Origin of the sequence: Pararhizobium sp. A13, assembly GCF_040126305.1 — a bacterium.
Classification (GTDB): Bacteria; Pseudomonadota; Alphaproteobacteria; order Rhizobiales; family Rhizobiaceae; genus Pararhizobium.
Genome location: NZ_CP149511.1, coordinates 583080 through 596020, shown reverse-complemented (window position 1 = coordinate 596020; position 12941 = coordinate 583080). Strand labels below are relative to the sequence as shown.

12 protein-coding genes are annotated in these 12941 nt (G+C 59.7%); 6 read left to right on the top strand and 6 right to left on the bottom strand.

Going from position 1 to position 12941, the window contains the following annotated elements; all coding sequences use genetic code 11:
• Window positions 1–248: 248 nt before the first annotated feature.
• A complete protein-coding gene (locus WI754_RS24375; RefSeq protein WP_341487849.1) occupies window positions 249–713 on the top strand; it encodes a low affinity iron permease family protein in 465 nt (154 codons plus the stop codon).
• Window positions 714–811: 98 nt separating this feature from the next.
• Window positions 812–1282 carry a GreA/GreB family elongation factor gene (locus tag WI754_RS24370; RefSeq protein WP_341487848.1) on the top strand — a complete coding sequence of 157 codons (471 nt, stop codon included), beginning with the start codon at window positions 812–814 and terminating at the stop codon, window positions 1280–1282.
• A 64-nt stretch (window positions 1283–1346) separates the two neighbouring features.
• Here WI754_RS24370 and WI754_RS24365 read toward each other — a convergent pair whose 3' ends face one another.
• The 4 genes from WI754_RS24365 to WI754_RS24350 are packed head-to-tail and all read right to left on the bottom strand — an operon-like array spanning window position 1347 to window position 6495.
• Entirely contained in the window at window positions 1347–3146 is a 1800-nt protein-coding gene (locus WI754_RS24365) for an ABC transporter ATP-binding protein (protein WP_341487847.1), read from the bottom strand.
• A gap of 8 nt (window positions 3147–3154) precedes the next feature.
• Complete coding sequence (locus tag WI754_RS24360; RefSeq protein ID WP_341487990.1) at window positions 3155–4180, bottom strand: glycosyltransferase family 2 protein; 1026 nt, start codon at window positions 4178–4180, stop codon at window positions 3155–3157.
• A 1-nt stretch (window position 4181) separates the two neighbouring features.
• Window positions 4182–5285: a glycosyltransferase family 2 protein gene (locus WI754_RS24355; RefSeq protein WP_341487846.1), complete on the bottom strand. Its 1104-nt coding sequence runs from the start codon at window positions 5283–5285 to the stop codon at window positions 4182–4184.
• Window positions 5286–5301: 16 nt separating this feature from the next.
• The gene (locus WI754_RS24350) at window positions 5302–6495 is read right to left on the bottom strand and encodes an acyltransferase (RefSeq protein ID WP_341487845.1); all 1194 of its coding nucleotides are present in this window, start codon (window positions 6493–6495) and stop codon (window positions 5302–5304) included.
• Between the two features lie 470 nt (window positions 6496–6965).
• Between WI754_RS24350 and WI754_RS24345 the strand changes: the two genes are divergently transcribed.
• Window positions 6966–7412: a CBS domain-containing protein gene (locus WI754_RS24345; protein WP_341487844.1), complete on the top strand. Its 447-nt coding sequence runs from the start codon at window positions 6966–6968 to the stop codon at window positions 7410–7412.
• Window positions 7413–7501: 89 nt separating this feature from the next.
• On the opposite strand, the gene WI754_RS24340 is transcribed toward WI754_RS24345, so the two are convergent.
• Together WI754_RS24340 and WI754_RS24335 are read right to left on the bottom strand one after the other, a co-directional pair.
• Window positions 7502–8254: a carbonic anhydrase gene (locus WI754_RS24340; RefSeq protein WP_341487843.1), complete on the bottom strand. Its 753-nt coding sequence runs from the start codon at window positions 8252–8254 to the stop codon at window positions 7502–7504.
• Between the two features lie 380 nt (window positions 8255–8634).
• A complete protein-coding gene (locus WI754_RS24335) occupies window positions 8635–9681 on the bottom strand; it encodes a substrate-binding domain-containing protein (protein WP_341487842.1) in 1047 nt (348 codons plus the stop codon).
• Between the two features lie 206 nt (window positions 9682–9887).
• On the opposite strand from WI754_RS24335, the gene WI754_RS24330 reads away from it, so the two are divergent.
• The 3 genes from WI754_RS24330 (at window position 9888) to WI754_RS24320 (ending at window position 12886) form a co-directional block, all read left to right on the top strand.
• Entirely contained in the window at window positions 9888–10445 is a 558-nt protein-coding gene (locus WI754_RS24330) for a TRAP transporter small permease (RefSeq protein ID WP_341487989.1), read from the top strand.
• Window positions 10446–10553: 108 nt separating this feature from the next.
• Entirely contained in the window at window positions 10554–11834 is a 1281-nt protein-coding gene (locus tag WI754_RS24325; protein WP_341487841.1) for a TRAP transporter large permease subunit, read from the top strand.
• Window positions 11835–11872: 38 nt separating this feature from the next.
• Window positions 11873–12886, top strand: coding sequence for a TRAP transporter substrate-binding protein (locus WI754_RS24320; RefSeq protein ID WP_341487840.1), 1014 nt, complete (start codon window positions 11873–11875; stop codon window positions 12884–12886).
• Window positions 12887–12941 lie beyond the last annotated feature (55 nt).

Below are 12941 nucleotides of genomic sequence, written 5' to 3'. Positions count from 1 at the left end.
TTCGATCGTCGATCAAGCGACAGCCGTGTATCCTACCACGTCGAGGGCCCGCAGGCAGCGCAGCCGCTCATGTGGCGCGTACATTGAATTTTCATGGTGTCCCAATGAACACTGTTTGCCAACACGCCTGCTCGTATCATCGGAGAAACGCCACGCCGCAGATTCTATTTGATGACTGGACGGCGACGACCGGAACTTCCGCCGCCACCGGGAATTTCTGACATGCCTATTCCCAAGGGAGGAAAACCATGCCCGAGAAGCCCAGCTTCTTTTCCAGATTTTCCGGAAGCGTCGCCGAATTGACCGGCAAGCCGGCCACGTTCGTCATTGCCGTCACCGGTATCATCGTCTGGGCCGCTACCGGTCCATTTTTCGACTTTTCAGAGACGTGGCAACTCGTCGTCAACACGGGAACGACGATCATCACCTTTCTGATGGTCTTCGTATTGCAAAACTCGCAGAACCGGGACAGCAGGGCGGTTCAAGCGAAACTCGACGAGCTGATCCTTACCAGCGATGCGGAAAATCGCTTCATGGGCATAGAACATCTCGACGAGACGGAACTGAAGCGTTTGACGCTGCTCTTGAAGGAAGCGGCGGAGAGTGAACCGGATCACGTGCTTGCCGGAAAGGTCGATCACATCATTCGGGATCGCCGCACCAAGCTGAAAAAGAGGATATTGCAGTCGGAAGGGCGACCCCTCGACGGCTGAGGTTGTCAGGCTCAGGGAAATTCCGTGGCCGTTCCTTTTTCAAGCCGCCAAAATCGAACGCAAAAGCGTATTATGCGTTCCTATGGGAGGAGAAAATCATGAACCCAGCATTTACGCGAGAAATCGACGACGCCCCTCCCCCGCCCCTGCCCGAGCGTCCAATCAGCGCGGCCCGCAATCTCGTAACGCCGAACGGCGCGCGTCAGATCGAACACGCGATCGCAACGCTGAGCCAACAGGTTGAAGCAGGCGGAGACAGCGATACGCTCGCCGCTCTCAAGCGGGGCCTTCGATACTGGCATGCACGTCATGCCACCATGGAGATCGTCGAACCCATCGCGACGCCGCCGGCGGTCGCGTTTGGAACCCATGTCACCATCAAACGCGGCGGCAAGGCCAAACAGCTTCACATCGTCGGCGAGGATGAGGCCGATCCCGCGGCCGGCGCAATTGCCTGGACATCGCCTCTTGCGCGAGCGCTGGAGGGGGCAGGCCCCGGCGATGTCGTCGAGTTTGAAGCAGCGGGACACCAAGAGGAAATCGTCGTCCTGACCGTAACCGGAGCGTAGCGGTATTGCCAACGCCGCCGGGGGCCTGTTGCGCCCACGGGTTCCCGAGAAAGAGCGTCTACCGCTAGCGCGAAGAAAGACGTGTTTCGTCCATTTCGTGCTCGTAGAGCTGGTCCATGCTCAAGGAGGCGACGTCGGCAAACGGAGCCTGGTTCGTCACGCGGCCTTCGCCGAGGATGACGACGTCGTCGCAGAACGAAATCGTGCTGCGGTGGTGGCTGATCACGATGGTCGTGCGGCGACCGGCCCTCGACCTCAAGGTCTCGACGATTGCTGCTTCCGACAGGCCGTCCATGGCGTTTGTGGCTTCGTCGAGAATGAGGATCTCGGGATCCCGCACCAAGGCTCTTGCCAGCGCTATCCGCTGGCGCTGCCCGGCCGACAGACTTGCGCCACGATAGCCGACGATCGTTTCATAGCCTTGGGGTAGTTTCTCGACAAATTCGTGCGCCTCGGCAAGCCGGGCGGCATGCTCCGCATCGGCTGTCGAAGCACGCTGACCATAGGTGATATTTTCCAGAATAGTGCCGTCCACCAGTTCAAGATCCTGGCTGGCAAGGGCAATCTGGCTTCGCCATTCGGCCGGATCGATTCTGTTCAGAGGCATCCCGTCAATCAGAATATGGCCCTGATCGGGCTCAACAAACCGGCACAGAAGATTGACGATCGTCGTCTTTCCGGCGCCCGATCGACCGATGATGGCGGTCGAGCAGCCGCTCCGGATTTCAAATGTTGCGGCGCGCAGCACGCCAGGCCGTGCGTCTGAGCCGGGGTACTTGAATGTCACGCGGTCAAATTTGATCTGCTGGCGCAAGCCCCGAGCCGGTTCGTCGCCGGCCGGCGGTGGCGGCTTGTCTGACGAATCGAGCAGCCATCGCACCTCTTCCAAAGAGCCACTCCAGCCCTGTATTTGGCTCCACGCCAACTGCAGGGCGCGGATATGCGGCTGCAACCGGTAGAGCAGGACGACGAACGCCACAATAACGGGAAACGTCACTCCCAATGCCCATGCGCTCACGACCGCTGCCAGAAACAGAGCCGAGTGCAGCACTTCAGTCAGTGGCGGCAGAGCGCCCTGCCGGGTTTGGAGGACGAAGCCTGCCTTTCGAACTGCGTCCGATGCAGTATCGAAGACGGCCTTTTCTCGCGGTTCCTGCCCGAACACGCGGATGAGCCGTCCGGCGTGAACGAGGTGGAGCATTCTGGCGGCAAGTTCGCTGTTGAGGGATGTGACAGTACGGCTCGGATTTTTGAGGCTGGCCGACAGGACCGCATGCGCAAGCTGGACGAGCACGAGGCCGAGCGCGACGCACAACGTCATCTGCCATGACAGGAGCAGCAGGAAGACGAGCAGAATGACGGCGGCCGATGCGTTCACGATTGCGCCAAGGACAGTCTGCATCGCATCCGACGCACGCCAGGACTCGTTGGAAATAATGTTCAGCAATCGCCCGGGGCTTTGTTGCAGGAAAAATGGGTACCCAACCCGCAAGAGCTGATCCGCGAGCGCGCTTCGTATGGCATGGCTGGCTTTGCCGTAGATGAAGTTGGTAAGGACGGTATTCGCAAATGCCAGAATGTTCTTCAGGGTGATCAATGCGAGGACGGCAACGGAGATCACCATCAATCGTTCGCCATCGTCGAAGCCCGATCCCACCTGTTCGAAGACGGCAGATAGTCCGCCTACGCCCGCGTCATCCTTTTGACCGGCAATGATGCTGAGCATCGGGATAATGAGACCAATGCCTGTGCCTTCAAGCACGGCGCTGCCCAGCCCCAGAACAACGACAGCCGCAAGCAGGCGCCACTGTCGACCCAGCGTGCTGCGTAGTACTTCAAGGCCCGGCAGGAGGAATTTCAACATGATTGATATCACCTCAGCGAACGAGTCGCCTGTTTGATCTGGGTTACTTCCGGGGGCTGCGCCCGCCTGGTTATGGCAAGGCGCGCGAACTTGGCCGCTCCGAGCAAATTCATGAGCACGATTGGCCAGTGGGACAGAGAAACCTCAGGATCGAATCGGGGGCCGCCAAAAAGTTCCCGCCACGCAGACCTCATGGACCAGCAAAAATGACGAAGCAGCCAGGGAGCCTTGAGAATGTGTTTCAGGCAAAGCGCTCCATTCCCAAGGCTGTAGTCTCGGTGAAGTCTTTCGATCGCCTCGCGGGTATTTCGACCATGATAGTGAAGGACGGTCATGTCGGGAACATATTCAATCGGGATGCCGAGTTGAAAAGCCCGTACCAGGTAGTCCGTGTCCTCGGCCGACTTCAGGGCGCTGCCAGCTCCAAGCCGCTCATCGAAATGGCCGACCTGAAGTGCAATCTCACGATGCATCGTCATGTTGCAGCCCAATATGAAGCCGCCAGGATGAACATCGGGGGTAAAACGCTCGCGCGCCTGCGACCGCTTGATTGTAAAGGGGAAATCGAGCGGGCTGCCGAGTTCGACGCGACCGCCGCGGATGATACACCGCTCGCCAGTCGCGTAATGCCGCTCCAAATCTTGCAGGTAATGACAGTCGACTTCGCAATCGTCATCGATGAAGATCAGTATCCGGCCGCGCGACCGTTCCATTCCTGCATTGCGGGCGGCGGCCAGGCCCGGACGCGGCTCCGTTACAAGCGTAATCGCAAGATTTGACGTCGCGGCGATACGGATCAACCGTTCGGCCGTGTCGTCCGTTGAACCGTTGTCGACCACCACGAGCTCGCTCGTGACCGTGGCATGAGACCGGCAGGCTCTTTCAATCGATCTGATGCAGGCCTCCAGAGCCGCGGAGCGGTTTCGCGTGCAGACAATGAAGCTCGCCAGCGGTTCGCGTCGCTCAGCAGATGACGGAGCGGCGGCAATGGCCCGGGCGCGCTCTTGCACGATTTCGCGACGTTCCGGAGCCATGCTAACCAAGCCCATGCTGCGGCAGCACGGTGGCGGCAGGCACGGACTCAAAGTACCGCGACAGCGCATCGAGCCGCCTGGTTGCCGCAAGTGAGAGACGACTGCACCACGGCGCGTAAGTACCGGCGCGCAGGCCGTATCGCTCCCGGCGTCGAATGAGCCCCCATTTTCCTGTCCGAGTCAGAAACTCATGCGTCAGCTGTGGCTGCTCCGCATCGTTGATGAGCTGGTAAAGGAAATAAAAGAAACACAGGGCGCCGTCCTCATAGCTGGACCGCGCCGCCGCGGGGCGAGCGGAGATTTTCGCTTCGAGCGAGAGAATGAATTCGGCCGCCCGTCGCGTGGTATCGGACGTTACCGCGACACCAATGTCGCGCAGGGCATCGGGATCGTCGATAAGAGATTCGCGCTCGAGGTTCTCCGCGACAATCTTCAGATGCGTTTGACGCATCAACCGCTTATGCTTGTTGGTGACGCTGTCGTCGTGGATACGATAGGCAACCAGGCTCTCATCGATCATCGCTGCGGGAAAGCGGCCGGTAATCCGCCTGAACAGATCGAAGTCTTCCGCATGCACATAGCTGGCGTCATAGACCAGCATCTCGTCCGGTATGACCCGCCGGTTATACATCACGGTCGAGTGCATGAAGATGGTGAAGAACATCGACAATATGTGCCAATTTCCCGACTGATAGATCGGATTGGGCGTACCGCGCACCATTCGATTGCCGAGAAGGCGATCGATGCCCGTGCCGCTGATCGCAAGCTCAGGCTGCTGCATAAACAATGAAACCTGACGGGAAAAACGCCTCGGATAGGCAATGTCGTCGGCGTCCATCCGGGCGATAAGGTCGCCCTTCGCGATGGCCAAGCCCTCGTTCAATGTCGCAATGAGGCCGCGGTTCTCCCGAGAGACAATGGAAATACGATCGTCGGCCTTTCGATACCGCTGCAGGATCTCCAGCGAGCGGTCCGTCGAGCCATCGTCGATTGCGATGACCTCCAGGCGCCCATGATCCTGGCGCAGGATGCTCTCAAGCGCTGCAGCCAGATAGGGTTCGCCATTGTAGACAGGCAGCAGGACGGAGACCAGTGGAACGGGCATGGTTCAGCTCGCGTGTTTATTGAAGATCGGAGGTTTGAAAAACGTCGCCGCGATTGGCGCGTGCATGAATCACGGACGGATGGTCCCTTCTGCCGTGAACCACCTCAACCGGATTGCCCGCATGCGCGAATGATGCTGCAGGGCTGCGGTCTCGAGGAGCGGCGTAGGGGAAGTGGCGTTTGAGCAGATTGAGCCGCTTTTCGAAGACCGACCAGGAAATCGAGGCAAGCATCACTGTGGCTGCGCCCGCGACCACAAACCGTCCGGGACCCTGCTGCGAAACATTGACGGGAATCCAGGGTTGAGCTTTGACCACCAGGGAGAGCACGATCGGGTGGAAAAGGTAGACGCCATAGCTGATGCGCCCCAGTGCAGTCAGCGGCGGGAGCTCGGCCAGCCGGCCGAGATATCCTCCAAGGCCCGCCGAACAACATCCCACAAGCATTGTAAGTGGTACGAGGGGCAGAACCTCGATGCCGATCCAGGTTGCCCACTCAAGCGTTGGCGTCATCGGTGTCGATTTCAGCCACAGCAGGATGACAAAGGCACCGGCAAACGGCATCCAGCTCAGCCTCATCCATTGCGGCCAGGACGGACTTCTGGCTCGATAAGCGGCCAGCAGCGCCCCCGATGCCAGCGCGTCCATCGACGCTGAAGGCAGCAGATCACGCATGAGAGACGGCGTCCCGGTCACGGGCCAGAAGAAGCGGTATGCCAACGAGCATGCAATGACGGCGATGCAAATCCGCTCAATCATGTGGCGGGGCGCCAGCAGGATCACCAGCGGCCAGACGATATAGAACTGTTCCTCGATGCTCAGACTCCATGTGTGACACAGAACCCAAGGCGTCCACTCATCCTGCAGGGCATACCAGAAGTTCGACAGGTAGAGCGCGTGCCACATCAGGTTACCTCGGGCGCCTTCGAGATTGACAATCCAGATGAAGCCCAACATGGCGAAATAGGGAGGAAATATGCGCAGTGCGCGACGTATATAGAATGATTTCAATGCAGTAGTTGGTTGGTACCGGTCGGCGCCGCGCGCATCCAAAAGCAGCCGTGTTATCAGAAATCCGCTGAGCACGAAGAACAGACGCACGCCGAGGTGACCCCATTGGGACCCGTCCGTGGCGAAAAAATGTGCGTACAGCACCATCGTGACGGCAATGGCTCGCAGCCCATCCAACTGCCGGTCGCGTGTATTCGACATAAACACCCCTCGGCGATCAGCCTTCGTCTGCCACTCTCCTTGACGGTGCCAGCTCCCCAATGCCTTCTTGCCGCCTGCTGCATCAATCGTTCTTTGGCGTCACAAAGCGTTGAGGCGGAGCCCGGACTGTAAGGGTGAATTCGGCCAAACTTTGACCGCGACAGCTTGATCAGCAAATTGCGCCACAGAACCGACGGCTGGCCTCTCGCCGGTGGAGCACGATCTCAGACGCAATTTAATGCAGAGGTGGGGTAACGCCGGGCGCCGAACGTCCCCCACTCCTATTCATTTTTTGCAGCGTTTTCAGATCGTTGTCACGGGTCAACCTTTAGAGTTGGGTCAATAGGTCTTTCGTTTTTCATTTCGTCCTCAGACACGCTCTGAGTTTTATTTCCTGCAAGCTCAAAGACGGGAACAATTTCGAAGGCCGCGTGTTGCAGGAGATAGGGCACCCAAAACAGGAGGAAGCGATGAGAGTTAGTGAAGCTATGACGCGTGATGTTCGCATTGCAAGCCCCGACCAAACGATCCAGGAAGCAGCGTCAATCATGGCGGAAATCGACGCGGGGGTTGTTCCCGTCCGCGACAACGACCGCCTGGTGGGAATGATCACCGATCGTGATATTGCCGTGCGCGCGGTGGCCAAAGGCATGGGGCCGCAATCTAGGATCGCCGACGTCATGTCCCGCGAAGTAAAATACTGCTATGAGGACGACGATACCCACGACGTGCTGGAAAACCTTGGCGATCAGCAACTCCGGCGTCTTCCCGTGATCAACCGAGACAAACGTCTCGTTGGCATACTGTCGCTTGGAGATCTGGCAACTTCGGGCGCCAACGGGGCCGCCGGAGAAGCTTTGGCAGGAATTTCCCAGCCGGGCGGGATGCATTCGCAGACTGCAAGCGTCAGCGGGTAACGACTGCGACCGAGTGTCCGTCAACTCTATCTTCGTGCAGAAGGAAGCAGGGCGCGGGTGGAAAACCGCCCGCGCCCTGCTTTGAGAACTTAGCTGGAGCTCAGGATATAGCGGCGATTGGCAGTAAGCGCCGGCCGCGCATTCATCGAGTACAGTGCAGTGAACTTCTTGATATCGGCAGCGTCCACCTCGATTGGGTTCATCGCCACCATCCAGTCAACGATTTCGCTGCAGGGCGGTGTCGTCAGCGAGCCCTCGTAGGCCCAATATGCGAGTGAGGGCGGCAGCAACCCGGTCGGATCTACCCCGTCAAATGTGACCTCCTCACCGGCCTTTTGCGGAAAAGCGGCCGCTAGGCTGGCAAAGGTCGTATTGGGGGCTCCAGGAACAAGGAAAACGCCCAATACGCCAAGCGCCCCCGTTTCGACGTGCTTGTGGACGAAATGCACCTCCATCGGGAAGGACTTTCCCTCGATCAGGTGTTCGCTCGGCGCGTGAAAATGGTATTGCACCAGTTCATAGGTCTTTTCGCCGCGACGGAGCGTGCCGCCGGGCGCCGCTTTCACCTGGATCGTATGCCCGTTGTTGAGGATCGTGCCGCCGCTCTTCCAGTCGGTCGCAAGGTCTGGAATATCAGCCTTGACCGCACCCCTGATGTCGAGCGGCGATTGCTGCGAACCGGCCGCACAAGCGCTGTTGTCCTTGCTCAACGAACCCCAATGCTCAGGACCCGATTCACCTTCATAACTCCAATGGACGCCTTCCGCTGCAAAAGTGGTTTTGACGCAGAGCGGACAGGCGGCAAGCAAGGCCAGCCCCCTCAGGAAGTCACGCCGTTCCATATTCAATTCCTTTCGATTGGCGAGCATACAGTGCTCGCAGCTGCGGCATCTTCGGTATCGGCTTTCCCCTGTCAATTGGCGGCAATACTGGATGTGAGAACATTGCGCGAATTGGATAGTCCCCGCTGAAATGCGAATCCAGTAGGCAGAGGCGTTGACGGTCAAACGCGAAGTGGCGTGGGTCCGCGGATTGAACAGGATTGTGAACCGGAACCGAAGGCTGCCCCTCGCTGTTGGAGGCAATATGTTGATATTCAAACAAAATTCGACGTCAAAGTGGCGGCCGGCGGCGATCGCGACCCCATTTCGCTTTCAGTTTATGCAGTTCCAGATCGTTGTCGCAGCGGGCTCAACCCTTGGCGCTGAGCCACAGACCCGAGTTACAGTCGCGGCGCGGGGCCCGTCGAGGCTCTCGGGATCAGGCGGCTCTCAAGTGGTGCCGGACGGGCAGGAATCTTGCCGCTCAGGCAGGCCAGGAGATAGTCTGCCGCTTGCTTGCCGATTTCGGCGTTATCGACGCGCATGGTTGTCAGGGGTGGATCGGTTTGCTCGGCCATCGCAGCGTCGTCGAAACCCGTTATCGAAAGCTCGTCCGGTACACGCAGCCCCAGGACGCGGGCTTCGATCAGCGCGCCGATTGCCAGTGCGTCGTTGCCGCAGATCACCGCAGTCGGGCGCGGCCCGGGCGCCTCCATGATTGCCCGCAGGCTCTGCCGGCCGAAAACGATGCTCGAAGGCCCCTCGCGCACATGCTGCGGCCTGAGTGCCAGCCCTTCTTCGGCCAGCGTCTCGCGCAAGCCCTTGAGGCGGGCGACGACACGGTCGTTATCGATCGACGGCTGATGGATCAGGGCGAAATCACGATGCCCGAGATCGAGCAGGTGTCGAGCAATGCGGCGGAAAGCGGCGGCATTGTCGAATCCGACGCAGGGATGTGGGGAGCCGGGGCGATGGGAATAGGTCACCACGTACGGCACGCCGCGCGCCGTGATGGTCTCGAACATCCCGGGCCGATGAGATTCGCCGACGATGGCGAGCGCCTCGACGCCGCGCGCCAGCATGGTGCGCACCTGATTGGCGGCCTGGTCGGCGTCGTAGTTGGAGCAGCCGATCAGGACGGTGACACCATCGGCCGAGAGCCGCGTCTGCAATGCGCCGACCTGCGAGGCGAAGACATCGTTGTCGAGCGTCGGGATGAGCACGCCGGCAAGCCACGTGCGCCGGCTCGCCAGTGCGGCACCGGCCGGATGCGGCATCCAGCCGAGTTCGGCCGCTGCCTGGAGAACCTTTTCGCGAATCTCGGGGACGACCTTTTCCGGAGCATTGAAGGCGCGTGAGACGGTGGCCGTAGAAACGCCGGCCAGCGCCGCCACATCCAGCGCTCGCGGTCCCGAATGCCCGTTACCGTCTTTTGCTCCACGCGCCATGAGTTCTCCTCGTTCCTCAATCGATTAGATATGTATACGCTTACAGACCATTTTTCCAGTTGTTTTCCAGCCTCTTTACATTTGATTGACAATGCATGTGAAACTGCTATGTATGCGCTTACATCAAGCAAGGCTGCCGGGAGGCGGCTGTGCGGTCGGCAACGATACGCATAGTCATGTGGCGGCCGTTCCTGGAGGAGGCACTCTTGATAGCGATCCGCAAGTTTCTGCTGAACCCGATGCAATTCGTCATCGCCGCCTGCCTGGCGGTCATGCTCGTGTTGGTGTTCGGCAATGTCGTGCTACGCTACGCGCTCAACACCGGCATTTCGGTGTCGGATGAGCTGTCGCGGCTTCTGTTCGTGTGGATGGTGTTTCTCGGCGCGGCTGTGACGCTCTTCGAACAGGCCCATCTCGGCGTCGACACACTGGTGCGCCGGCTCTCGCGCAAGGGGCGTATCGCCTGCTTTGCACTTTCCAACCTGCTGATGCTCTACACGACGTGGCTGATCTTCTCGGGCACCTGGCGTCAGGCAGGGATCAATCTGGGCATGACGACGCCGGTCATGGGCGTGTCGCAGGCCTGGTTCTTCGTGCCGGTGCTGATCTTCACCGTGCTTGCCGCCGGCTGGTTCTGCCTTTCGCTCATCCGTTCGCTTAGTGGACGGATGAGCGATGAGGAACTGATCGGGGTTAGAGAGTCGGAAGAGGATTTTGATATCAGCGCGTTGCCGCCCTCCGGCAGCGGTATGCCGCCACGCTGAGCCGGCACGTCCCGATTTTCCTGGTACCGCACCGGTGCCTCTTCAGAGCTTGCAGCCGCGATCTGACCGGATGTGATCCCGGGCATCGTCGGCAAAGGTTGGTCCGCAATGACGATTCTCGTTTTCATCGCCTCGCTTCTCGCCGCCATGGCAATCGGTATGCCCATCGCCTATGCGCTGCTCATTTGCGGGGTGGCCCTGATGGTGCAGCTCGCCATGTTCGATCCGCAGATCCTGGCGCAGAACCTGGTGAGCGGCACGGATAGTTTCACGCTGCTTGCGGTTCCCTTCTTCATGCTGGCGGGCGAGGTGATGAATACCGGCGGCCTGTCGAAACGGATCGTGGCGCTTGCCCTGACGCTGGTTGGACATGTGCGTGGTGGGCTCGGCTATGTGGCGATCATCGCGGCCTGTGTTCTTTCGGCACTGTCGGGTTCCGCGGTTGCTGATGCGGCGGCACTCGGGGCGCTCTTGGTACCGATGATGGTCAAGGCCGGGCATGACAAAGCGCGCTCGGCCGGCCTTGTGGCCTCAGCGTCGGTCATCGGGCCGATTATCCCACCCTCCATCGCTTTCATCCTCTTCGGCGTCACCGCCAATCTGTCGATCTCCAAGCTTTTCATGGCGGGCATCGCGCCGGGCCTGATGATCGGTGCCGGCCTTGCCGTTGCCTGGTGGATCATGGTGCGCAAGGAACAGATCGAACTGAGACCGCGCGCCACCGCGACGGAGCGGCTGATCGCATTTCGGGAAAGCCTGTGGGCGCTCGGCCTGCCAATCATCATCATCTTCGGCCTAAAATTCGGCCTGTTCACACCGACCGAGGCCGCCGTGGTCGCCGCCGTCTATTCGTTGTTCGTCGCCACCTGCGTTTACCGCGAACTACGCCTCGGCCAGATCTATGCGGTCTTCGTCTCTTCCGCCAAGGTGACCAGCGTCGTCATCTTCCTCGTTGCCGCGGCCCTCGTTTCGGCCTGGCTGATCACCATCGCCGACCTGCCCGGACAGGTGGTCGAGCTGCTCTCACCCTTCATGGACAGTCCGAAATTGCTGATGTTGATGATCATGATCATCGTCGTCATCGTCGGCACGGCGATGGATATGGCGCCGACCATCCTCATCCTTGCGCCAGTGCTGGTGCCGGTGGTTCAGGCAGCCGGAATCGACCCGATCTATTTCGGCGTGCTGTTCATTATCAACAATTCCATCGGCCTGATCACGCCGCCCGTCGGCACTGTGCTCAATGTCGTCGCCGGCGTTTCACGAATCAATATGGAAACCGTCATCAGGGGTGTCACGCCCTTCATGGTCGCGCAGCTCGTCGTGCTGGCGCTGATGATCGCCTTTCCCGAACTCGTCACCGTACCCGCCGCCTGGCTGGGGCGTTGATTTTCAGAAATTTCGCATCGTAACAAGGAGGAAGCGATATGCGTAAAACTCTCATGACACTCATGGCCGGCCTCATGCTGGCTTCGGTCTCGCCGCTTGCGGCAAGCGCCGAAATCCACGAACAGACCATCCGTTTCGCCAGCGCCGGCGCGGAAGGCTCGCCGCTAGTGATCGGCCAGCGCAAGTTCGCCGAGATCGTCAAGGAAAAGAGCGGTGGCAAGATCGACGTCAAAGTGTTTCCGGCCGGCATGCTCGGCGGCGACCTTCAGTCGGTCGCTTCGCTGCAGGGCGGTCTGCTGCAGATGTCGGTCATGAATGCCGGCCTGATGGCGAGCCTCGCGCCCGATTTCGCTCTGCTCGATCTGCCGTTCCTGTTTGAAAACACCAAGGAAGCCGATGCGGTGATGGACGGTGAGGTCGGCAAGACTTTTGCCGGTGAGCTCGCGGAAAAGAACCTTGTCGTTCTTGCCTATTGGGAACTCGGTTTCCGTAACCTGACCAACAGCCGCCGCCCGGTCGAAAAAGTCGACGACATTGAAGGCCTGAAAATCCGCGTCGTGCAATCGCCGATCTATCTGGAAATGTTCCAGGCGCTCGGGGCCAACGCCGTGCCCATGCCCTTCCCGGAGGTCTATACCGCGCTCGAAACCGGAACAGTCGATGGTCAGGAAAACCCGGCGCCGAGCATCCTGACGGCGAAGCTCAACGAGGTCCAGAAATACATCACCCTGACCCGTCACACCTACAATCCGATGGTGCTGCTGTTCTCCAAGTCGCTATGGGAGCAATTGGACCAGGACGAGAAGGATCTGCTTCAGGCAGCAGCAAGCGAGGCGGCGACCTTCCAGCGCCAGCTCTCCCGCGATGCGGATGCAAAAGCCGTCGAGGCGCTTGCTGCTTCGGGCATGACGGTGACCAGGCTGCCGCCCGAGGAAATCGCTCGCTTCCGTGAGAATACCAAACCGGTTGCCGACAAGTTTGCCGCTTCCGCAAACCCGGAACTGGTGAAAGCGCTCAAAGACACAATCCAGCGCGTCCGCGCCGGAGGCTGAGACCTATAGACATCGGCATGGAGGGTGATTTCTCTCCATGCCCTCATCTCCCAAT